The sequence below is a fragment of the Peribacillus kribbensis DSM 17871 genome (genome assembly GCF_000430765.1).
Taxonomy (GTDB): Bacteria; Bacillota; Bacilli; order Bacillales; family DSM-1321; genus Paraperibacillus; species Paraperibacillus kribbensis.
Window position 1 is genome coordinate 136,597 of record NZ_AUMQ01000030.1, and the last position, 21,062, is coordinate 157,658.

Annotated in this window: 24 protein-coding genes; 13 read left to right on the forward strand and 11 right to left on the reverse strand. The window is 42.9% G+C overall.

Features of this window, described 5'->3' with window-relative positions:
• Positions 1 to 101: 101 nt before the first annotated feature.
• Entirely contained in the window at positions 102 to 986 is an 885-nt protein-coding gene (locus tag H539_RS0105175; protein WP_026692649.1) for a peptidylprolyl isomerase, read from the reverse strand.
• Positions 987 to 1,250: 264 nt separating this feature from the next.
• Between H539_RS0105175 and H539_RS27780 the strand changes: the two genes are divergently transcribed.
• Positions 1,251 to 1,340 (forward strand): YjcZ family sporulation protein, encoded by a 90-nt coding sequence (locus H539_RS27780; protein WP_035321961.1) that lies wholly within the window; start codon positions 1,251 to 1,253, stop codon positions 1,338 to 1,340.
• A 114-nt stretch (positions 1,341 to 1,454) separates the two neighbouring features.
• On the opposite strand, the gene H539_RS32735 is transcribed toward H539_RS27780, so the two are convergent.
• From H539_RS32735 to H539_RS0105195, 3 genes are all read right to left on the reverse strand, one after another.
• Positions 1,455 to 1,637, reverse strand: coding sequence for a hypothetical protein (locus tag H539_RS32735; RefSeq protein WP_026692650.1), 183 nt, complete (start codon positions 1,635 to 1,637; stop codon positions 1,455 to 1,457).
• A gap of 222 nt (positions 1,638 to 1,859) precedes the next feature.
• A complete protein-coding gene (locus H539_RS0105190) occupies positions 1,860 to 2,438 on the reverse strand; it encodes an HTH-type transcriptional regulator Hpr (protein WP_026692651.1) in 579 nt (192 codons plus the stop codon).
• A gap of 463 nt (positions 2,439 to 2,901) precedes the next feature.
• A complete protein-coding gene (locus H539_RS0105195; RefSeq protein ID WP_026692652.1) occupies positions 2,902 to 3,282 on the reverse strand; it encodes a YtxH domain-containing protein in 381 nt (126 codons plus the stop codon).
• Positions 3,283 to 3,746: 464 nt separating this feature from the next.
• On the opposite strand from H539_RS0105195, the gene H539_RS0105200 reads away from it, so the two are divergent.
• Complete coding sequence (locus H539_RS0105200) at positions 3,747 to 4,757, forward strand: DUF3231 family protein (protein WP_026692653.1); 1,011 nt, start codon at positions 3,747 to 3,749, stop codon at positions 4,755 to 4,757.
• A 49-nt stretch (positions 4,758 to 4,806) separates the two neighbouring features.
• Here H539_RS0105200 and H539_RS0105205 read toward each other — a convergent pair whose 3' ends face one another.
• Both H539_RS0105205 and H539_RS0105210 read right to left on the reverse strand, forming a co-directional pair.
• The gene (locus tag H539_RS0105205) at positions 4,807 to 5,328 is read right to left on the reverse strand and encodes an ECF transporter S component (RefSeq protein ID WP_026692654.1); all 522 of its coding nucleotides are present in this window, start codon (positions 5,326 to 5,328) and stop codon (positions 4,807 to 4,809) included.
• Positions 5,329 to 5,478: 150 nt separating this feature from the next.
• On the reverse strand, positions 5,479 to 6,189 hold the full coding sequence (locus tag H539_RS0105210) for an SDR family NAD(P)-dependent oxidoreductase (protein ID WP_026692655.1): 711 nt from the start codon (positions 6,187 to 6,189) through the stop codon (positions 5,479 to 5,481).
• A gap of 197 nt (positions 6,190 to 6,386) precedes the next feature.
• On the opposite strand from H539_RS0105210, the gene H539_RS0105215 reads away from it, so the two are divergent.
• Both H539_RS0105215 and H539_RS0105220 read left to right on the forward strand, forming a co-directional pair.
• Positions 6,387 to 7,268, forward strand: coding sequence for a DMT family transporter (locus H539_RS0105215; protein ID WP_026692656.1), 882 nt, complete (start codon positions 6,387 to 6,389; stop codon positions 7,266 to 7,268).
• Between the two features lie 180 nt (positions 7,269 to 7,448).
• The gene (locus tag H539_RS0105220) at positions 7,449 to 7,817 is read left to right on the forward strand and encodes a TerB family tellurite resistance protein (RefSeq protein WP_026692657.1); all 369 of its coding nucleotides are present in this window, start codon (positions 7,449 to 7,451) and stop codon (positions 7,815 to 7,817) included.
• Positions 7,818 to 7,880: 63 nt separating this feature from the next.
• Here the strand turns inward: H539_RS0105220 and H539_RS0105225 are convergent, their stop codons facing one another.
• Positions 7,881 to 8,453 (reverse strand): hypothetical protein, encoded by a 573-nt coding sequence (locus tag H539_RS0105225; RefSeq protein WP_026692658.1) that lies wholly within the window; start codon positions 8,451 to 8,453, stop codon positions 7,881 to 7,883.
• Between the two features lie 207 nt (positions 8,454 to 8,660).
• Here H539_RS0105225 and H539_RS0105230 point away from each other — a divergent pair, with 207 nt between their 5' ends.
• Positions 8,661 to 9,662, forward strand: coding sequence for an LLM class flavin-dependent oxidoreductase (locus H539_RS0105230; protein WP_026692659.1), 1,002 nt, complete (start codon positions 8,661 to 8,663; stop codon positions 9,660 to 9,662).
• A 257-nt stretch (positions 9,663 to 9,919) separates the two neighbouring features.
• Here the strand turns inward: H539_RS0105230 and H539_RS0105240 are convergent, their stop codons facing one another.
• From H539_RS0105240 to H539_RS0105250, 3 genes are all read right to left on the reverse strand, one after another.
• Positions 9,920 to 10,444, reverse strand: coding sequence for a tryptophan transporter (locus H539_RS0105240; protein ID WP_026692660.1), 525 nt, complete (start codon positions 10,442 to 10,444; stop codon positions 9,920 to 9,922).
• Positions 10,445 to 10,561: 117 nt separating this feature from the next.
• Positions 10,562 to 11,641 carry a 3-phosphoserine/phosphohydroxythreonine transaminase gene (serC, locus tag H539_RS0105245; RefSeq protein ID WP_026692661.1) on the reverse strand — a complete coding sequence of 360 codons (1,080 nt, stop codon included), beginning with the start codon at positions 11,639 to 11,641 and terminating at the stop codon, positions 10,562 to 10,564.
• A 152-nt stretch (positions 11,642 to 11,793) separates the two neighbouring features.
• A complete protein-coding gene (locus H539_RS0105250; RefSeq protein ID WP_026692662.1) occupies positions 11,794 to 12,216 on the reverse strand; it encodes an HIT family protein in 423 nt (140 codons plus the stop codon).
• 1,324 nt (positions 12,217 to 13,540) lie between these two features.
• Between H539_RS0105250 and H539_RS0105265 the strand changes: the two genes are divergently transcribed.
• From H539_RS0105265 to H539_RS27795, 7 genes are all read left to right on the forward strand, one after another.
• Positions 13,541 to 14,290 carry an ABC transporter ATP-binding protein gene (locus H539_RS0105265; RefSeq protein WP_026692664.1) on the forward strand — a complete coding sequence of 250 codons (750 nt, stop codon included), beginning with the start codon at positions 13,541 to 13,543 and terminating at the stop codon, positions 14,288 to 14,290.
• Positions 14,277 to 15,482 (forward strand): ABC transporter permease, encoded by a 1,206-nt coding sequence (locus H539_RS0105270; protein ID WP_035321947.1) that lies wholly within the window; start codon positions 14,277 to 14,279, stop codon positions 15,480 to 15,482. The genes H539_RS0105265 and H539_RS0105270 overlap by 14 nt, the downstream gene beginning before the upstream one ends.
• A 72-nt stretch (positions 15,483 to 15,554) precedes the next feature.
• Entirely contained in the window at positions 15,555 to 16,265 is a 711-nt protein-coding gene (locus H539_RS0105275) for an EcsC family protein (protein WP_026692666.1), read from the forward strand.
• 46 nt (positions 16,266 to 16,311) lie between these two features.
• A complete protein-coding gene (locus tag H539_RS27785; RefSeq protein ID WP_051348441.1) occupies positions 16,312 to 16,986 on the forward strand; it encodes a phosphatase PAP2 family protein in 675 nt (224 codons plus the stop codon).
• A 115-nt stretch (positions 16,987 to 17,101) separates the two neighbouring features.
• Positions 17,102 to 18,289 (forward strand): DUF2515 family protein, encoded by a 1,188-nt coding sequence (locus H539_RS27790; RefSeq protein WP_051348442.1) that lies wholly within the window; start codon positions 17,102 to 17,104, stop codon positions 18,287 to 18,289.
• A gap of 44 nt (positions 18,290 to 18,333) precedes the next feature.
• Complete coding sequence (locus H539_RS0105290; protein WP_026692667.1) at positions 18,334 to 18,564, forward strand: hypothetical protein; 231 nt, start codon at positions 18,334 to 18,336, stop codon at positions 18,562 to 18,564.
• A gap of 106 nt (positions 18,565 to 18,670) precedes the next feature.
• Entirely contained in the window at positions 18,671 to 19,033 is a 363-nt protein-coding gene (locus H539_RS27795) for a hypothetical protein (protein WP_026692668.1), read from the forward strand.
• A gap of 162 nt (positions 19,034 to 19,195) precedes the next feature.
• Here H539_RS27795 and H539_RS0105300 read toward each other — a convergent pair whose 3' ends face one another.
• Positions 19,196 to 19,708, reverse strand: a complete 513-nt coding sequence (locus H539_RS0105300; protein ID WP_026692669.1) for an antibiotic biosynthesis monooxygenase family protein — start codon at positions 19,706 to 19,708, stop codon at positions 19,196 to 19,198.
• A gap of 312 nt (positions 19,709 to 20,020) precedes the next feature.
• On the opposite strand from H539_RS0105300, the gene hemE reads away from it, so the two are divergent.
• Positions 20,021 to 21,061 carry a uroporphyrinogen decarboxylase gene (hemE, locus tag H539_RS0105305; RefSeq protein WP_026692670.1) on the forward strand — a complete coding sequence of 347 codons (1,041 nt, stop codon included), beginning with the start codon at positions 20,021 to 20,023 and terminating at the stop codon, positions 21,059 to 21,061.
• The last annotated feature ends 1 nt before the right edge of the window (position 21,062 follow it).

The window sequence follows — 21,062 nt, forward strand, 5'->3', positions numbered from 1 at the left end:
GATAATCAAAAAAGAGGCAGCCCCCTGCTGCAGCCTTCTAAGCATATGGCTTAGAGCTGTTTTAGAAGGGGGCATGCCTCTTTTAGTTTTTTCTAAATGGATTACTGAGCAGGCTGCTGCGGCTGCTGTCCAGTTGAAGTTTTAAGGGCATCTTTCAGGTCTTTATCCTTGATGTCCACTTTTGCTGCTTTAAGCTCGCGATCCATAGCCTTTTGGACGATTTCAGGAGTAAGCTTGGCCACTTTTACTTGATACTCAAGCTCTTTCTTCATATCGTCAAAAGACTTTTTCTCTTTCTTATCAAGAAGCTGGATGACATGGTAGCCGTTATCTGATTTGACAGGCTGGCTGATTTCGTTCTTTTTCAGCTTGTAAGTTGCAGTTTCGAACTCAGGAACCATTTGACCAGGGCCGAACCAGCCAAGGTCTCCGCCTTTAGAGGCAGATCCAGGATCTTTTGAGTATTTTTTAGCCAGATCTTCAAACTTCTCGCCTTTATCAAGACGAGCCTTAATATCCTGGGCAGTCTTTTCATCCTGCACCAAAATATGGCGGGCATGAACTTGAGGCTGATAGTTATTATAAGCGTCCTTCACTTCTTTATCTGTCGCCTTTACATCTTTGACAGCCGCTTTTTCCTGAAGGAGGCCGATTTTGAAGGAGTGCTTAAGATCGGCTTCATCTTTATAGCCATATTGCTGAAGGGCCATACCGAATTGGTCGCCAAGCTCTTCTTTAACTTTGGCAACTTTATCGTTAATTTCCTTGTTTGTCACCTTATAATTCTTTGACAAAACCTTTTCATAAACAAGGTCTTGCAGAGCTTTATTCCCATAATGTGATTTCATTGAGTTATATAGGTCGTCCTTTGTAACATCGCCGGCTTTGGATTCGACAACTTTATCGGAGCCTCCGCCATTATTACTACAGGCCGTTAATCCTAAAAGTCCTGCTGTAACAGCAATGGATAATGCCCATTTCTTCATGTTAACAACTCCCATTTTGTATTTCGTGGCAATTAAATCCACAAGGATAATCATAACATAAATTAATTCCCAGGGAAAAAATTTCGGAAAAATGTTTGCCGTAATATCCGTCATCCGCCTATCCAAAGCTCTGGGGGATACATATGATAACGTAAGTGACAGAGTTGAATGGCGGAAAAACATGACAAAGTTTTTGGTCCTAAACAGCCAGGCCATTCCCTTTCACTTAACAGCTTATCTTTTTCTTTGAAAGGAGGAAAAAGTATGTCCGGAGCTTACGGAGGAGGCTTTGCTTTACTGGTTGTCCTATTTATCCTTCTAATTATCATTGGTGCATCCTGGTGGGGATACTAATCTGCTGGACTGATAAATCCATGCAGACATGCAGACAAACTATAAATTAAAGAAGGTGAAGCTGTGTCAGCTTCACCTTTGGTTTAAAAATGAGATCGGGCAACAGTCTCAAATCTATGTAAATAATATTTCAACATAAGATGAGATTAATAAAATAGTAATAAGCACATTAATAGTCCGGAAAACCCCTGGCTGCCGATCTTCAGGGATTTCTTTTTGAATACATAATGAGGCAGTCATTTGATTAGTAAAGAATAAAATGATCAAAGCAAGAAGACTGTAAAAAAGCGATAGCAACCTGAAATCCCCTCCTTCTGCAAAAAAACAAATTTTATAAATACGATACCAAATAATCTGGAAAAAAGATAGTAAGAAATACTTGGGTAAAAAAAACAAAGAGAGGAAGGATTCTTTTTGTAAAGTCCTAGTGGATGATATGATTGTGAAGTGCCGAACAATGAAAAGAAGGACGAAAAGCGGAAGGGGACTGGGATTTTCCGCTTTGCAATGTATGCGTATTCAACTTGTCTTTGTTTCGTTCACCGCTTCCTTTTTAATAAGGACCCCATTATTGTCGACAAATTCTTTTTCTATATTGGAGAAGGAGCGCTCGAAAATTTCCATGAAGTCTTCACCATAGATATTGCGGATCACCGCCATCATTTCGACCATGTCGGGAAATCTCCCATATAGTTCTCTTAATGGAAGGGCGCCGCTGAACGCTGCATTGTGGGAAGGATCGTATGTTTCCATGAGGTCCAATAGGATGTTTTCCCCTTCTTCGGTAATCTGGATATACGTATTCCGTTTATCGTTCTCTTTTTTTGAAAATTGAAGGAGTCCTCTTTCTTCCAGCTTTTTTGAAAAATTGAACGCAGTAGAAACATGCATGACCCCAAACTTGGCCACATCAGAAATGGACGCACCGTTAAGGTGATAAGAGATCCATAGAATATGATGTTCATTGATATTCAGGTTATAAGGCTTGATCCATTGCTGCCAGTCTTTTTCAACGGACTTCCAAAGTGCTTTACTTAGCTGAGCAATTCTTTGGCTGAATAACATTGCTTCTTTCATGGAATAATTTTTTTCAGGCATAAAAGGTTCACCCACTTTTTTAGTTATGGCTTTTTTAGATAAGATGCTGCGTTAATCTATTTACTGGCTGTTTGGGAATATCCTCTATTCTCGGAGTGAATAGCCAGAGCCCAGGGCCACCCTGTGAAATATCAAAAAGCAGCCAGGCTTCGCAAAAAACTAATCTACTTTTTATTATGACAATAAAATAATAACTTATAAAGTAAAAAAACATAATTTTTTGAATTTACGAGAAAAAAATTTATTTTTACCACAGACATTAAGGTGAGGGGCAAGGAAATAAAGGGCTGAATGCCTTATGTATCAAGAATGGGCCAGGTAAATGCAAGGGACATGACAGATGGGTAATAAAAAGTGGAAGTTATTTCTTTTTACTGAAATAATTAATTTTTTCAGAATGTGTATACCCGGGCAAAAGAACCTGGAATAAGTCCAGGCCTTTTGTCTCCGTGAATACTCTTCTTTACTTTGCTTCTTTTTCTTCTGAAGAGGGGGTGCTTACTACTCCTTCAAGCTCTTGGATAGCCCCTTCAATTTCCGCGATCCTCATCTGTATTTCCGATTTATGAGGCTCGATGTCCTGCTGCCAGTTCTGAATTAAATTCTTCACTTCAGCTGTGAAGGCCTTCAAGCTGTCCTTACTGGTGCTTGAAGCAGAAATCACTTCATTTTTCACATCCAGGGCTTTTTCTTTAATATCACTCAGAATGGAAATAATTTCATCTTTGTTTTCCTGGATTCTCCTTCTAAGCTCCCTGCCTGAAGAAGGGGCAGCAAGAAGAGTTCCGGCTCCCGCTACAATCGTGCCTGTCAGCACACCTAGGAGTAGAGATTTCACTTTCATCTTATCATCACCTCATATTTACATTTTTCTGCAAAAACTTAAAAAATCCTTTTTGTCAGCAGCAGCTTTTCAAAAGAATTTAGCGGCTGCCCGTAGTAGGTATATACCCTATATATGCATATTTTTATCCTTCAGCAACCGTTTCCTTATAAAAGATTCTTTCCAGGCGGTTCTTGGAAGGGGCAGAACGCTTAGCGCCGGGGTCATTTCATGCAAGGGCTGTCCGCTATTAAAAAGATAATTTTATTTTATACGACCATGCAGAAAAAACCTAAAAATAGACTCCTTTATTTGTATATCACAAAAATATTTTTTTAAAACAAAAGGAAGATAGTTTTTTTCCATAAGAGCATTTCAAAGGGGGAATTCCCCTGAATTATTTCGTCAAGTGAAAGAGTATAATTCGAAAAAATGCAAAACATATTTTTATCGAGCCCTGTTCAATGCAATCGGGAGGAATAATCATGGAACAAGATCATCATCCAACAAGAATGAACGCATCAGAACAAGCAGTCATATGGTCACAATACATGAGTGACAGTATGTCAAAATGCGTTTTGAAATATATGATAAAAGACACGCAGGATGAAAGCATTCGCTCCTTACTACAGTCTTCTCTCGATATTTCTGAACGTCATTTGGATCAAACGAAGCAGTTTTTAAAACAGGAGGGCCATCCTGTTCCAATTGGGTTTACCGAACAAGATGTGAATATGGAGGCGCCCAGCTTATTTACGGATACGTTTAAAATTGTCTATCTTCAGATTATGATCATTCACGGCTTGACGAGATATGCCGGTGCCACAAGTGTTTGTCTCCGTGAGGACATAAGAAGATACTTCATGGATTGTACATCCGAAACACTCGTTTTATATGACAGGGTGACCAGCCTTTCTTTATCAAAGGGAATTCAAAGTAAGCCTCCCACGCTGAACAACCATCAACATGTGGGATTTATAAAAAAACAGGGCTACATGACAGGCTGGTTTGGAAAAAGGCGGCCTATTAATGCCATTGAAATCAGCGGGGTGTACCTGAATATGCAGAAAACGATGGTGAAAATGGTTTTGGAGCTGGGCTTCAGCCAGGTATGCCAGCATAAAAAGGTACTGGATTATATGGAACGGGCGAGGAAGCTTTGTAAAAGGCATTTTACTATTCTGGGTTCTATGCTGGAAGAAGAGAACCTCCATATTCCCCGGATATTTGAATCAGAAGTAACGGATTCAACAGCCGCTCCCTTTTCGGATAAACTTATGCTCTACCATATAGAAACACTGCTGTCTGCAGCGCTTGGTTACTACGGAGAAGCTTTATCGATGTGTCAAAGACGAGATTTGTCTGCCGCTTACGCACGCATGAATACGGAGATAGCATTGATTGCTGAGGATGGCATTAATCTGTTGATAGATCATGAATGGATGGAGGAGCCTCCTGCAGCTGCTGATCATGAAGGCCTGGCCAGAGGCGAATAAGTAATAAAAAGGCTTTGGTAGTATTCACCAAAGCCTTTTTCCTGTTCATTTATGTTCTTTTCTTAAGGCGGCTTACAAGAGGGACTACGATAATACCGGCGATGACCACCTGAAGGATGTTGCCTGGAACGGAGCCGAAAGGCTGGATCCAGTTTCCGTAAAGGATGACTTCTGCGAAATAGTAGCCCACAATTTTTATCACCAGCGCAGCAATCACTGCAAGTATATTTATAAGAGTTCTGTTACCCGGTACTTTTTCGGATATAAGTCCCGCTGTATAGCCCATTACTCCTACAATGACAAAAGTAAACGGCGCCCAGATTGCCCAGCCGCTTGTCACGTCAGACAAGGCCATTCCAAATGCACCTGCTATGGCACCGGTTCTTTTACCGTAAACCAAGGCTGCGAGAAAAAGTGGAAGGTTCCCAAGATGGATAAGTCCTCCGTTACCCATGATAGGAAGCCTGATATGGATTAACATGGTCGCTACAAAGGTTAAAGCGATAAATAGAGCATTGAGAACGAGCACCTTTGTTTTTGTTGATTCTGCAGATGGAAATGTTGAACTCACAGGATAACCTCTTTCGTATTTTTTTATATATTATCATACTCCTAAATTGATAAATAATAAATACGAAATACTAGGAAAAAAGACCGTGCGATGCCATAAGGTTTGAGAAAAGGGGTCTGACCTCATTCCCTATTTTTATGGCAGAACTCTTTACCAAGGGATGATACCGGACTGGTTCAATAATTTACCATTATAATTTTGAGAGCCTAATGCGTATTTAAGAATAATTTTTGCGCTTTCAGCTGTTGTATGGCCGCCAGGAGCGTTTCCGTTCAGGTCAGTTGTGGTGAAACCGGGAGTAACTCCGAAAATTTCAGGTCCATGATGGCCGAATTCTTTGCCGAAGGCCAATGTCAAAGCGTTCATGGCTGTTTTGGATGAATTATAGCCCAGCGCGTTAATCGGGGCTGTTTCTCCATTGTCAAACATGGTCTGTGACGCCATATCAGTGGTTACATTGATAATTTTTCCGCCTTGTGCTTTTTTCACTAATGGAAGGAAAGCTTGGATCATCTGAAATGCCCCAAAGAAATTCACATCAAATTCCTGGCGGAGTGTTTCCAGCATCAATTCACTAGGCGTTGTATGATGATCCAGTGAAACACCTGCATTATTGATCAGCAAGTCCAAATGTCCGGTGAATGTAAGAACTTTACTGGATGCATTTTGAATGGACTCTGAATTTGTGACATCAACTGGTATAAACTCTACATTAGAAAGGCCCAGTGATTTTACGGCCTTTTTACCCAGCTCCTCATTCCGTGCGCCTAAAAACACCTGAAAATTCGATTCCGCCAGCTGCCGTACCATTTCATAGCCGATTCCTTTATTTGCGCCGGTTATAAAAGCGTATTTTGTCATTATGGATTCCTCCTGCCTTAGTTATTATTTAATCTTTAAAAAGTATAACCAATCAAGGATGAATAAACCAATAGGATGAACCGGTATAAAAGCTTTACGAAGTAAATATTTAAATATTATAAAAGCTAAATTAATGTTAGAATTATCTGAAAGTTTAAATAAGGTATTACCATGATCCGATTGGAGGGCGCAATAAAGTGAAACCGATAAGAGCGGAACTTTTGCTTTTGCTCGTTACTATGTTCTGGGGTTCGTCCTATCTTTTTATGAAGATGGGCCTTGGCTCGCTAGGGGAGTTCAACTTGATCGCCTTACGTTTTGGACTGGCTTTTCTTCTGGCAGGGGGCATCTTTTTCAGCAGGCTGCGCTCTCTGCGATGGATTGAGCTGAAGTATTCCATGATACTAGGCGTTATCCTGTTTCTCATATTTACATGCATTACCTTCGGCTTACATACCACAAGCACCTCCAATGCGGGTTTCTTAGTCAGCCTGACGGTGGTTTTTGTTCCCTTGATTAACGCTTTTGTGCTAAAGCGGAAGATAGAGAGAAAACTGGCTGTCAGCATCCTTCTGGCCATCACAGGAATCGCTTTTCTGACCCTCAAGCCTCCCTTTAGAGTTGCAGAAGGAGATCTTCTGTGTATTTCGGCCGCTCTCTTTTATGCGGTCCATATCATTGTGGTGGGGCATGCCGCCCCGAAGGTAGATACATTGAAGCTTGGCATCCTCCAGCTGGGCTTTGCGGGATTATACGGCTTGCTGCTCTCATTCATTTATGAAACTCCAACTTGGCCGGACTCCCTGAACAGCTGGGTTTCCATCCTTGTGCTCAGCGTGCTCTGCAGCGCGATGGGGTTTATCCTTCAGGTCATCGCCCAAAGGTACACATCCCCAGCACGGACAGGTCTCATTTTTTCGCTGGAGCCTGTTTTTGCAGCGCTGCTCGGCTTTGTATTTGCCCATGAAACAATGTCTGCAAAAGGCTGTTTTGGTGCATCACTGGTGCTTTTAAGCATTCTCTTGTCTACAGGGAGAGGCAGTCATCGTCCATCCTTGAATAAGGAATATGGGGGATGAAGTAAAAAGATTGAATTTTTTAAGGATATCCAATATGCCTTTTTCCTGTATAGTTCAATGGAGAGAGGCCTATATTATTAGAAAAAGCACCTCTGTGTTCCGGAGAAAAAATGAAACTTAATCAGACCATGTTCGTATATATAGAGTAATTCAGTAATTCATATTAGGAGTTGAAAGTGATTGTTTTTGGCAGAACTCCAGCAGGAGGAAAAATACGCATTTCTTGAATTAGCCGTCCTGATGGCTAATATTGACGGAAATGTATCTTTTTACGAAGGTGCGATCTTAAACAAATATAAAAAGGAAATGGGCCTTGAGGATTATCAAATCAAGGGCCTTCCTATTGATGATATCCTACAGCAATTCCAAAGCGAACGATCCCGGAACATTGTTCTCACGGAGCTTTTTCAGCTGATTTACTCAGATGGAGTTTTTCATGAAAAAGAGAGAGAATCAGTAAGGGTCATAAAGGAACATTTTGGATTTGGCAAGGGTGAATTTGAGAATTTTAAGGATTGGATTGAAAAAATAAAAGACCTGTCTTTATAAATTCAGCTGCAGGCAAACCAGGTGAAATGGGTTTGCCTGCAGCTTTTTTATGAAGCACTGAACCTAAAGCCAATTATCATCCGAGTTATCATCCCAGCTGCCACCATTAGTATCATTCTGCTGGTCGTTCGGACCATTATCTTCATTGCTGCCGTTCTGATCCTCGTGCGCATTTCCATCATCCTGACTTCCGCCATCCTGGCCAATTTCATCGCGCAATTGATTAATTTCATCCTGCTGCAAAATATTTTGGTCTTCCAGCTCTCTCAGCAGTTCATGATCTCCAAGTCCTTGCAGTGACTGAAACTGGTCAAATCCAATTCTTCCCTGTTCAAACAAATAGCTCAGCAGTGCACCGGCAGCAAGTCCTCCGGCAAATGTACCGAAGCGTCCCATTCCTGAACCGTACCCGCCCATACCGCCTGGATAGGCAGGACCATATTGATTAGGATTCTGATTATAAGGACTTCTTCCAGGGTCATAACCTTGATTTGGATTATACCTAGGGTCGTATCCCTGGTTCTGATTATAAGGTCCTCCGGGGCCATAACCCTGATTCCGATTCCTTTGGGTCATCGGTTTTATGATCAGAAAATATACAAGTACAATGATGATGACAATTCCAATGAAAGACATCCTGTTAAACCTCCTCAAAAAGTCTTATTTTGTACTATACACGTTCTATCAAATAATAAACAAATTCTGCTGCTGAGAAGTTTTGGTTTTTAGCTTCCCGTAAAAAAAGGGAACACTATTCATGAATTTTCAAGCAAACCATTTTGTTTCTTAACCGTGGCTTGATACGATAGGAATAAATCTTATTTTAGAAGGGATCTTACCACAATGACCAATATAAATATACCCATTTCTGTCTTGAATTTAGCACCGATCAGGCAGGGCCAGGAACCAAAAGATGCAATTGATGCAATGGTTGATTTAGCCCAGGCTGTGGAGGGAATGGGATATAAACGATACTGGATTGCAGAGCACCATAATACACCTACGCTTGTAAGCTCGGCTACCTCCATTTTAATCAAGCACACCCTGGAGCATACGAAATCAATACGAGTCGGTTCAGGGGGAGTCATGCTGCCTAATCACTCACCTTTGGTTGTGGCTGAACAGTTCGGCACAATGGCTGCCATTTACCCGGACCGCCTGGATTTGGGTCTTGGAAGGGCACCAGGTACTGACATGATGACAGCACAGGCCCTGAGGCGTTCGCAGAATGATACGGTTTATACGTTTCCTGAGGATGTAATGTCCCTGCTCACTTACTTTGGGCCCGAGGAAGAGCAGGGATATGTCAGGGCATATCCAGGCGCGGATACGCATATACCGATTTATATTTTAGGATCATCGACTGATTCTGCCTATTTAGCGGCTAAATTAGGACTGCCATATGTATTTGCTTCTCATTTTGCCCCTAGATATATGGAGGAGGCGATTTCGATTTACCGCAATCGATTCCAGCCTTCCGAGTATTTGGATTCTCCGTATATGACCGTTTGCCTGAACGTCATTGCTGCCGAAACAGACGAGGAAGCCAAGAGAGAATCCACCACCATGCAGCAATTTTTCTTGAATGTTGTCCGCGGATCCAGGACACCGTTGCAGCCGCCGGTGGAGGATATGGATGCCGTCTGGAGCCCGCAGGAAAAGGAAATGGCATCGTCCATGTCCAGTGTGACATTGATGGGAAGTAAGGAGACAATCAAAGCTCAATTGACTTCATTTCAGGAAAAATATGATGTTAATGAAATCATGGCGGTTTCCTATATTTTTGATCCAGAGAAACAAAAACGCTCTTACCAGATCTTTAAGGACATCGTCGATGGAAAATAAAATGAAAAAAGCGAATCTTGACCTTCAAGATTCGCTTTTTTGTGCCTTATTCCTAATTACTATGGCTGGTATTATTTTTTAATACGGAAGCATATCGCCCATAAGGATGAATGGGGAAGAGTTTCTCCGGTGCGAGACATTATTCTGACCCCGGAAAAGGTGGAAATGATAAGGGAAAAGGAGAAGACCGGAAGCTGAATGGAAACAAGCAAAAGAACCCGCCTATCTCTAGGCGGGTTCTGTCTTTATTCTATTCATTAATGTTTAACGGCTGTACGATAGCCAGTTCTTCTAAGAATATTGGTTACAACAGGATAGATAATGGCCATCGCAAGAATATTAAGCGCTGCGGCTGGAAGCACTACCATGGTATATAAGGCAAGGAATGATCCTGGAAGACCGGAAATTAAGAGAGCCGATCCAAGGAAAACTGCCCCAGAGATTAATGTGCCGACACCAGTAAGGACACATACTGAATAAATGGAGTTCTTCAGGTGGCGAAGACTGATGAAAATAAAGAAAACGACAAATGCTGTTATGAACTTGTCGATGATGTTCGGAAGAAGGCCTCCTGGAAAGGTTGATGTCAATCCAGATATGACTCCGGTAAGTACTCCAAGCAGCAATACATTTTTCTTTTCAGTAAATAAAAAGATACCGAGAAACATCATGACCAGCATTAAGTCTGGCTTCATGCCAAGAAAGAATCCAGGGATAATAAAATGAAGTGCGGCACCGATCCCAACTAAAAGGGAAAGGGATACTAATGTTTTTGTATTCAATTCTCATCTCTCCTATGCTCTGCTAAGCTAATTTTTTCACCTGTTCCGTAAGTGCACTCATTGCCTTAACGCGAAAAGATATGTTTGATTATATCATGACTGCCCCGATTAGGGAACTTAAATATTCCTTCTGAAATTTTCCATGAACTCTGCAAGATACTCGCAATGCTCGAGAGGAACCGCATTATAAATCGAGGCCCGGCAGCCCCCTACGGAGCGATGGCCATTCAGACCGGTAAAGCCTTTTTCTTTAGCCTCAGCAAGGAACTTTTTTGTAAGCTGTTCATCAGGAAGCGTAAAGGTGATATTCATGTCAGATCGATGTTCTTTTTCGGCATGCCCCCGGTAAAATCCTTCGCTTTCATCTATAACTCTATACAGGAGCGAAGATTTTTCCTGATTGATTTTTTGGATCCCCTCTATGCCGCCTTTATCTTTTGTCCATTGCAGCACAAGTGACAGCAGGTAAATCGCAAAGGATGGGGGTGTATTATAAAGTGAATTGTGCTTTGCAAAAGTATGATAATTCAGCATGGTTGGGAGATGCGAAGCGTCATCCTTTATCAGATCCTTCCTGATGATGACCACGGTCACACCGGATGGGCCGAGATTTTTCTGAGCGCCAGCATAAATGATTCCGAATTTAGATACATCGAGTTTTCTGCTCAGAATATCACTCGACATATCAGCTGCCAGCGGAATCTGCTGAAGCTCAGGGAAATGGCGCCAGCTTGTACCATAAATGGTATTATTGCTGGTGATATGAAGATAAGCAGCATTTTCCACGCTAATGCCTTTAAGGTCAGGGATATACGAATAATTGCGGTCCTTGGCTGTGGCCGCAACCTTGGCTTTTCCAATCTTTTGGGCTTCTGCCAGCGCCTTTTCGGACCATGTTCCGGTCAATACATAATACGCCTGTTTATCAGGCTCAAGAAGATTATAAGGAATCATGGAGAATTGAAGGGACGCTCCTCCCTGGATAAATAAAATTTCATGAGTGTCCGGGATCTCCATTAATTCAGTCAAAAGGCGCTTAGCTTCATTCAGGACGGTTTCAAATTCTGGACTTCTATGGCTGACCTCGAGTACCGACATTCCTGTACCGTTAAAATTAAGCCACTCATCCTGGGCTTTCTTCAAGACATCCAATGGCAGTGCAGCAGGACCTGCATTAAAATTCAGTGCTCTCTCCAATTTATTCCCTCCACTTTAAATCGCTAAAGTACTACTATAATGTAACAGAAAAAGAGTCGGAAATAAAATTTTATTTAAAACCTTCTGAATAATTAGAAGGGTTATAAGAAAAACCCCGCTCCTATTAGGGCGGGGCTCTCTGTCTTTATGTATTATCCTAAATGCCTGGCAATGGAAGAAGCGATAGAAGAAAGATCTTCGGGAGTATACTCGCTTGTATGGGTCTTCCATACCGCCCCGAAGCCATCCTGCTTTCCGTAGCGGGGAATTAAATGCATATGGAAGTGAAACACCGATTGACCCGCAGCTTCGCCATTATTATTTAGTACATTCAGGCCTACCGGGTTAAACTCCTTTTTAATGGCCTGCGCTATTTTGGGAACCGCCTTAAAAAGCTGGCTTGCTGTTTCATCTGTTAATTCATATACATTCTCCTGGTGAACCTTTGGAATGACAAGAGTATGCCCTTTTGTAACCTGGCTGATATCAAGGAATGCAAGGACATGCTCATCCTCATAAACCTTTGAGGCAGGGATCTCTCCGTTTAAAATACTGCAGAAAATACAGTTGCTCATATTTCCACCCTTTCCTAATTGAAAGCTTTTCGAATAGTCCCAAGAAAAAAAAGACCGGTTTTGAGGTATTTTATCATATAGGTTTGGGACTAGTAAAATGGGGCGCAAAAGGGTGGAAGGTTTAAATGAAACCAATGTGCCTATAAAAGATTGGAGATTCGGGGTCATCAGCTGATTGATATGCAGCAGTTTAGGATGCTTTGGAAGAATCTCAAAGATATTCGTTACAGAACCTGAATAAGGCTGCTGTTCTTTGGGTTGGTTCAGTTAGGGGGCGTCTCAACCAAAACGCAGGCGGTCATGGTGGGAAATCGTTCAGAGAGGGCGTTTCAGGACCAAAAATAAAGACGGAGCTGGTGAAAGTGGTTCAGAGGGGGCGTCTCAGGACCAAAAACAAAGACAGAGCTGGTGAAAGTGGTTCAGAGGGGGCGTCTCAGGACCAAAAACAAAGACAGAGCTGGTGAAAGTGGTTCAGAGGGGGCGTCTCAGGACCAAAAACAAAGACAGAGCCGGTGAAAGTGGTTCAGAGGGGGCGTCTCAGGACCAAAAACAAAGACAGAGCTGGTGAAAGTGGTTCAGAGGGGGCACCTCAGGACCAAAATACAGGCGGTCATGATAAAAAGTGGTTCAGAGAATACATTCCAAGTTAACTTCTTCCATGAAATCAGGAATATTTCATGAGCAGGGTCCTCATGGACAGAACCTTGTTAAAGGTACAGAGATCAGTCCATGAGCAGGGCCCTCAAGGACAAAACTTCGTTAGAGGTACAGAAATCTGTCCGTGAACAGGACCCCCACGGACAAAAACAGCTATCATCAACAATAAAAGACAGGATGGCTTCAGCCACCCTGCCTTAGGAGGAAGGAGTTTCAGTTATCAAACGTCTAATCAGGTTTTTTTACTCTTTGATAAACACCTCATTTTTTATGGAATGACGGCTATTTCAAAAGAGCTTCGTTGTCCAAACGGATCATCTCCCATACCGTATGAGTTTCTCAACTAAATGGCGGATTAGACCTGCTCCCGGCCTGAGCCGGAAGTGAACAAACACCTTAAATGTGCAAGAATAACATCCCCTTGCATGACGGATTTGAAGTAAATGAAAGACAGTTAAATATCTTTAACTGACACCCCATTTCAATGATGCAAAAACCATCAAGTCTTAGAACATCACCGCTTTAACTCCTTCCTCTATATTAGAATGTCCGGGTGTAAAGAAAATAAACCTTGGGTAATAATGGAATTCCTTTCGTTTCCGCTAGGTACATGAAGCGAAATTTGTTAAAATGAATGAACTAGGATAATAAGGAAAGGGATATCTTTATGCCATTATTAGAACTAAAAAATGTAACAGGGGGCTATACCAGGAATCCTGTTTTAAAAGACATCAGCTTTGAAATTGAAAAAAATGAGCTGGTAGGATTGATTGGCTTGAATGGGGCGGGGAAAAGTACGGCCATTAAGCATATTATCGGCTTGATGGAGCCGAAATCCGGAAGTATCCGCATCAATGGCAAAAGCTTTGGTGATGACCCGGAATCCTACCGCCAGCAATATACCTTTGTGCCTGAAACACCGATTCTGTATGATGAGCTGACGCTTGAGGAGCATTTGAATCTGACCGCGATGGCCTATGGAATCGAAAGGGAAGAGTACAAAAGGCGGATTCAGCCGCTCCTTAAGGAATTCAGATTGGAAAAACGCCTTAAATGGTTCCCTGCTCATTTCTCAAAGGGCATGAAGCAGAAAGTCATGATTATGTGCGCTTTTTTGGTGCAGCCATCGCTTTATATTGTGGATGAGCCTTTTGTCGGTCTCGATCCTCTTGGGATTCAGTCGCTTCTTGATCTAATGAAGAAAATGAAGGAGGATGGCGCGGGAATTCTGATGTCCACCCATATTCTGGCCACAGCTGAACGCTACTGTGATTCCTTCATCATTCTGCATAATGGGGAGATCAGGGCCAAAGGGAAGCTTGCCGATATCCAAAGGGAGTTTTCTATGCCAGGAGCCAGCCTGGATGAGATTTATATCGCGTTAACGAAGGAAGAGCAAGATCATGACGGCGAATGATTTATGGCGGGAACGATTCCGAGGCTTTACAAAAGAAACGGGTAAATATTTAAAATATATTTTTAATGGACATTTTGCTTTTGTGCTTATTTTTGCAGTCGGCGGCCTTTCTTATTATTACAGTCAATGGGTAAAGACTCTCAGCAGTGATTTCCCTGCTGGGCTCATCATGGCAGCCGTGTTTGGCCTTATGCTTACCATTTCACCTGTCTTCACTTTCTTGAAGGAGGCAGACATCGTCTTTTTGCTGCCGATGGAAACCAGGCTGAACCCATATATGGCAAAATCCCGAACCATTAGCTTCGTGTTTCAGGGATATTTGCTTCTCATGGTGCTTGCCGCTTTCATGCCCATGCACGCAAAAGTGAATGCAGCCTCCTTTGGCGACTTTATAATAGGATTGATTCTGCTCTTGGTACTGAAGTATGTAAATATCCAGATCCGCTGGCAGACTCTGTATTACCCGGACAACAGGGTGCTTTTGGTGGATTCAGTGATCAGGCTGTGCCTGAATATCGCCTTTTTATATCTATATTTTGATAAGGCGCCGATTGTTTATCCGGTTGTTATAGCTTGTGCGCTGCTCTTTTTGCTGATGTACTTTAAACGCGATACAAGCGGAAAGCCGCTGAAATGGGAAAGGCTGATCAGCATGGAAAGCAAAAGAATGTCGGCTTTTTACAGGATCGCAAACCTCTTCACCGATGTGCCAAAGCTGAAGGAAAGAGCCGTGCGCAGAAAATGGCTGGATTGGATTGTTTCAGCGATCCCGTACAAACAGGAATCTTCCTACTCTTATTTGTATTCCAGGACCTTTTTAAGGTCCAATGACTATCTGGGGCTTTCGGTGAGGCTTACCGTAATCGGAATTATCATCAGCTTAATATTTGCAAGTGTGTGGGCAAAGGCCATAACTGTTCTTTTATTTTTATATTTAACAGGCATTCAGCTTCTGCCGCTGGCAAAGCATCATAATCTTAAAATATGGATCGATTTGTATCCGGTATCTAAAGCGTATAGGGAACGGGCAGTGTCCGGTATTCTTCGATGGGTCCTGATTGTCGAGAGCCTGCTGTTTGCCCTTGCTGCCCTCGTGCAAGGAAATGTTATGGGCGCAGGGATATCCCTTGCGGCAGGAATTCTATTCATGCTCCTGTTTTCGGGGTATGCCAAACGGAAATTAGCAGGCTGACATCTCAGGAAGTTTCGACTTGGCAGCATTCATGGAAGGCTTGTTAAAAAAATCTGCAAAGGAAGAGGCGCTATGGATTCCTATGAAACACGGATCACTGGGGATGTGATGAGGTGGAAGATGGCCATGGAAACCAGGTCTTCCATTTTTAAGCGGCTGTCAAAAAGGGCTCAGGCAAAGCTAAACAGTTATATTCCGGAAAAAGCCCACAAGCTGATCACTGACAGTGTCAAGGGCATGGTAAAGGCGGCACTTGCAGGAGCCGATTGGATTACAAGGGATAAACAGGTGGAGAATTTAAATCTGGAAGAAAAAGAACAGCTTGTGAAAGAAGCAATTGCGGCCTATCGAAAGGCGGCAGCCATTGAAGGTGCCGGAACAGGGGCAGCCGGTTTTATAGCGGGGCTGGCAGATTTCCCCCTGCTGCTTGCGATCAAAATGAAATTTCTCTTCGAACTCACTTCTCTGTATGGATTTGACGCTGAAGAATACGAGGAAAGGCTGTTTATTCTTCACGTGTTCCAGCTTGCTTTTTCGAGTGATGATAAAAGAGCAGAGACTCTCCGGAAAATCGAAAACTGGGATCAGTATAAAAACGGGCTGAAGGAAATGGATTGGAGAGTGTTTCAGCAGGAATACAGGGATTATATTGACCTTGCTAAAATGCTGCAGCTTGTACCTGGCATTGGAGCTGTAGTAGGGGCCTATGCCAACTATAATCTGCTGGACCATCTTGGCGAAACCGCCATGAACTGCTGGAGGATGCGGATCCTCAAGCTTTAATCACTCATATGGCACAGGCATGATATTTTAGAGTAGGAGAGAGTTTATGGAAGCAGTACCTATTAAGAAGAACAGAAATACAACATCGATCGTTTTTGCATGCTTTCTTGCTGTTGCATGGGTCGTATTTTTTTTATTAATCCTTCATGTCAAGGACAGTACGCCGATGAAGCTTGATACCTTTATCCAGGATTGGCTGGTATCTTGGGGAGGGAGTTCTTCTGAAGCCTTTTTTTCCTCTGTGACCCGGCTGGGATCAAGAGAAGTGATTGGAACTCTTTCTCTTTTGTTTATTGCCTTCCTTTGGTTTTCAAGGAAAAACTATCTTGCGATGGCTGTAGTTGTCCTGGGAGTTGCGGGGGGAGACCAGCTGTATAAGCTGGTGAAGAACCTGGTGGAAAGGGACCGGCCGAGCCTTAATGCCGCAGTGGACGGGGTTGGCTATAGTTTCCCGAGCGGTCATGCTGCGGTGGGCTTTATTTTATATTTTCTTGCTGGCTATTTCTTGTTCAGCTATTGCAGGACCCGAACGGCAAAAGCTATCCTTTGTTTTGCGGTATTTATCATTATTCTATTAATCGGTATGAGCAGGGTGTATTTTAATGTGCATTATCCTACAGATGTCATCGGAGGTTATGCCTTGGGATTCATTTATACAGCTGGGCTTTTACATTTTTACGAAATCTTTTTTGCGTATATGAAACGAAAAAAACAAATTTAGAAGAAGGCTGGTTCGTCTCCATGCATCTGGGGCAGGAACCAGTCTTTTTTTATTCTAGTCCCTTTAGCAGTCCTCTTTTTATCCTCCCAAATGGGACAATTGAAAAGAACAAAAAGTGGTCAGAGACCATTCCTTTGTTCATATAGTAAGCGAAAGAACGGTTAAAGGGGTGATAGCAATCTTTCCGTTTACGACGCTTAAGGTGTTAAAGGGAAAACTCTTTGGAGGGCAGGAAAACCGCTGGCAGGAAGTGATGGGGGAAAGAGATTTTTCCCAGCTCAGGGAAAGCCTGAAAGAGGAGCTGAAAAGGGAGCCGGATATCCCAGTCCTTCATCCTGAAGAAGAAGAAATAAAAGAGCATGTAGAAAATGAAGTCCGTAAGCTCAATGCCAATAATCTGACCAGGACCATGGGCTACCTGGATTATTTCAAACGAAACCCTGAGGTTCATTGGGCGTTCCTGGCACATATGGTATCCCGGAATGGCGGCTATCATATGACCGACTTGAAAGGCTCCATGATGGACCATTTACTTAAGGAAAGCGAGCGGGATAAATATTTTGCATTTCTTGAAAGGGCCAATGGAGGCATATTTGCGGATGCATATCCACAGCTCCATCTCTATGAACTTTCAAAAAATCGGGCAATTTCCTTTCGCCGGCTTTTCCCCCATTTTCGAATTTCCAGGTTTATGATTCCAGTTTGGGAGGCTTTCTCTAAATCAGGAAACAGAGAAATGCTGACTGTTGGCATGATTCTAAACGAACAAAGGATGCTGCAGGAAAGGGTAGTGAAAAGAAGCTGGAATGCAGAGCTGTTATCAAGAATTGATTTTCAGCTTCAGGAGTTCTTTGGTTTTACTGCAGTCATTTTTCCTTATGTGAAAAGGAAGGGGAGCAAATACCGGCTGGCGGGCCTGACTGTGAACCGTTTTGAAAGACCGGAGGGAAGGATTATGACTGGGAAGCTCCTTTACTCCATGCTGTTTCTGTCTCCTAAAGTGCTCAAAGGGACTCAGGATTTTGCTTTCAAGAATGTTCATACTGCATCGAGGTCTGATTACTGGGAAGAACTCTTTACCCGGAAGCGCAGGGATGATGAAAAGATTTACAGCCCTGTACTATCCGATGCCTGGGAGGATCGGCCCTTTATGCCGCCGCCTGGTTCGGACTGGTTTATAACAAACGAGTTCATAGAAGATATCAGGCTTCTGCCTGTTCCGCTGAAAACAGATTTGACAGATAAAGCATCAGCCAATGTGAAGCATATCAAAACGATCAATGAAGTGAAATCTATCATTTAGCCGGTAAACGGCTGGTTAAAACTTTTTTTCTGGTGGTGAAATGCATGGTGGTTCAGACTTCAGCCAGGGACTTAGCCGCGGATAAGCCGAAATTTATCGTGATGTGTATAAAAAGATTCATAATCGCCGTCATTTATTTTGATATCATATGCACCTTGTACCAATTCAAAAAAATGGATCGGCTGAGGATCTTAAAGAGAAAGCATAAACCTTACCGAATGGCTGACCTATTGAAATGGCAGCTTAGAGAGCTCAGACTGAACCGGAAAAGGTAAACATTGAGAGTGCGGAATTATAATTTAAAGGTGCTATTATAGCAACTTGTCCACACTGACTCAGCCACCCCTGAATAATATATTGTAAATATTAGGAGGTGGTACTATGGGTAGGTGCCGAATTCGTCGTGAACGTGAGCGGGAAAGAGAACGCGAGCGGGAAAGAGAACGCGAGCAGGAAAGAGAACGTGAGCGGGAAAGGGAACGCGAGCAGGAAAGAGAACGTGAGCGGGAAAGGGAACGCGAGAGGGAAAGAGGACGCGAGCAGGAAAGAGAACGCGAGAGGGAAAGAGGACGCGAGCAGGAAAGAGAACACGAGCGGGAAAAAGAGCGTGAGCGTGAGCAGGAAAGAGAATGCGGAAAGGAAAATGAATGTCAACAATGTGTAATTCACCCTCAACATTGGAGCTGTAATCGTTATTCCCATTGCTATTGGGACGGATTATATGATGATGTACTGTATGGGTAAAGGGTTAAACGGGCAGGGAAACTCAGGAAGCATCCATTATTTTGTAGATGCTTTTCTCACTAAGCAATAGTATTAACAGATTTATCAACTAAAATATGAATCACATGTCCAGAATCAATCATAATAAAAAAGCAGAACCTGCGTGGTTCTGCTTTCGATGTTTTATTCTTCTTCATAGACAGCATATTTTGTTACATAGGAGGAGCCTGAAAAGATGGTTTGCTGTGGGGCGTCCTGTTCCCCGGAGCCGCCTTTTTTGGCATGGGCTTGTGCGAAGGACTGGGAATTCTGCCAATTGCTGAATGAGGATTCGCCTTCCCACTGAGTCAGGATGACATAGGTGTCTGAGTTGGTGGGCCGGAGAACCCTGATGGCGATAAAGCCGGGTTCATTTTCGATGAGCCCTGCCCGGTTTTTGAATCGGTATTCGAAGATGGGGCGTCCTTCATCCGTTACAGGGATATTATTCATGACTACAAAACCATGCTGGGCTAATTCACCTTTTGAGTCAACCACTTCATATCTGCGCGGAGTGCTGAAAACCGTATCCTTTGGTGTTTCATGAAGAAGTAGGGCGTTATCCAGCCCGTTCAAAACGATCATGTTTTCCTCCGCATTTTTATTCTTTAAGACATTTAAGTAATCTGCCGTACCCGATGTGATAAAAAAATTCATTCCTGCACCTCTTTTATACAAAGTTTTTACACTTTCATTGTACCTCATGACGCCATGGTGTAAACAGGACTCGGCAGAGCCTTTCTCTCGCCAAAAGCCTTTATGGAAAAGCAAAAATGTCTGTTTTTTGACAATTAGAGCGCCAGTCTATACAACTATAGGAGAAAAGTCTATATTGAAACATATAAAACATTTAATAAGATCCGAGTCCGGCTTCCCGGCAGATGTCTACGGGAAGCCTTTCCAGGGCTCTTGAAATAATGGGAAATGGCAGAAGCGATTCAGGGTAATTTCGAAAGGTGGATATTATTTATGGCTAAAATGATAAATGAGACATTTTTAAAAGCGGCAAGAGGAGAACAAACGGATTATGTGCCCGTCTGGTATATGAGGCAGGCTGGCAGATCCCAGCCCGAATACCGCAAATTAAAAGAAAAATATTCACTTTTTGAAATTACGCATCAGCCTGAGCTCTGCGCTTATGTGACAAGGCTGCCTGTCGAACAATACGGAGTGGATGCAGCCATCCTTTATAAGGATATCATGACGCCCCTTCCTGCAATCGGAGTGGATGTAGATATCGTTTCAGGGATCGGCCCGGTCATCTCCAATCCGATTAAATCACTTGCGGATGTCGAAAAGCTGGGGGAAATTCATCCTGAAGAGGATATTCCCTATGTACTTGATACCATTAAGCTTTTGGTGAACGAACAGCTGAACGTTCCTTTGATTGGTTTCAGCGGCGCGCCGTTTACGGTCGCTTCTTACATGATCGAGGGCGGACCCTCTAAAAGCTACAATAAGACAAAAGCTTTTATGTATACAGAGCCAAAGGCGTGGTTTGCCTTGATGGACAAGCTTGGGGATATGGCCATTACTTATGTCAAAGCCCAGGTCAAAGCGGGGGCAAAAGCTATCCAAATTTTTGATTCCTGGGTAGGAGCCCTGAATGCCGAGGACTACCGCTATTATATAAAACCAGTGATGGACCGGATTTTCTCTAGTTTAAGAGAGGAAAATGTACCTCTTATTATGTTCGGGGTAGGTGCTAGCCATCTGGCCATGGAATGGCATGACCTGCCTCTGGATGTGGTGGGCCTTGACTGGCGCCTGCCGATCTCCCAGGCGAGAGAAAAAGGAATTACGAAGACGGTGATGGGCAATCTGGATCCGGCCATCCTTCTTTCCTCCTGGAATGTCATTGAGGAAAAGGCGAAGGCTATTTTGGACCAGGGAATGCAGTCACCAGGCTATATTTTCAACCTGGGGCATGGAGTGTTTCCGGATGTGAACCCGGATACATTAAAAAGATTGACCCAGTTTATCCATGAATATTCAAGGAATAACAAATAAT

Bases quoted from the DNA above. Each gene is read 5' to 3' on its own strand.
- H539_RS0105230 (WP_026692659.1), top strand. From the start codon at position 8,661: ATGACCAATATAAATATACCCATTTCTGTCTTGAATTTAGCACCGATC.
- H539_RS0105175 (WP_026692649.1), bottom strand. From the start codon at position 986: ATGAAGAAATGGGCATTATCCATTGCTGTTACAGCAGGACTTTTAGGA.
- H539_RS27780 (WP_035321961.1), top strand. From the start codon at position 1,251: ATGTCCGGAGCTTACGGAGGAGGCTTTGCTTTACTGGTTGTCCTATTT.
- H539_RS0105265 (WP_026692664.1), top strand. From the start codon at position 13,541: ATGCCATTATTAGAACTAAAAAATGTAACAGGGGGCTATACCAGGAAT.
- H539_RS0105270 (WP_035321947.1), top strand. From the start codon at position 14,277: ATGACGGCGAATGATTTATGGCGGGAACGATTCCGAGGCTTTACAAAA.
- H539_RS0105300 (WP_026692669.1), bottom strand. From the start codon at position 19,708: ATGAATTTTTTTATCACATCGGGTACGGCAGATTACTTAAATGTCTTA.
- H539_RS0105250 (WP_026692662.1), bottom strand. From the start codon at position 12,216: ATGAGCAACTGTATTTTCTGCAGTATTTTAAACGGAGAGATCCCTGCC.
- H539_RS27785 (WP_051348441.1), top strand. From the start codon at position 16,312: ATGGAAGCAGTACCTATTAAGAAGAACAGAAATACAACATCGATCGTT.
- H539_RS27795 (WP_026692668.1), top strand. From the start codon at position 18,671: ATGGGTAGGTGCCGAATTCGTCGTGAACGTGAGCGGGAAAGAGAACGC.
- H539_RS0105195 (WP_026692652.1), bottom strand. From the start codon at position 3,282: ATGAAAGTGAAATCTCTACTCCTAGGTGTGCTGACAGGCACGATTGTA.
- H539_RS0105275 (WP_026692666.1), top strand. From the start codon at position 15,555: ATGGATTCCTATGAAACACGGATCACTGGGGATGTGATGAGGTGGAAG.
- hemE (WP_026692670.1), top strand. From the start codon at position 20,021: ATGGCTAAAATGATAAATGAGACATTTTTAAAAGCGGCAAGAGGAGAA.
- H539_RS0105200 (WP_026692653.1), top strand. From the start codon at position 3,747: ATGGAACAAGATCATCATCCAACAAGAATGAACGCATCAGAACAAGCA.
- H539_RS0105190 (WP_026692651.1), bottom strand. From the start codon at position 2,438: ATGCCTGAAAAAAATTATTCCATGAAAGAAGCAATGTTATTCAGCCAA.
- H539_RS0105290 (WP_026692667.1), top strand. From the start codon at position 18,334: ATGGTGGTTCAGACTTCAGCCAGGGACTTAGCCGCGGATAAGCCGAAA.
- H539_RS0105210 (WP_026692655.1), bottom strand. From the start codon at position 6,189: ATGACAAAATACGCTTTTATAACCGGCGCAAATAAAGGAATCGGCTAT.
- H539_RS0105225 (WP_026692658.1), bottom strand. From the start codon at position 8,453: ATGTCTTTCATTGGAATTGTCATCATCATTGTACTTGTATATTTTCTG.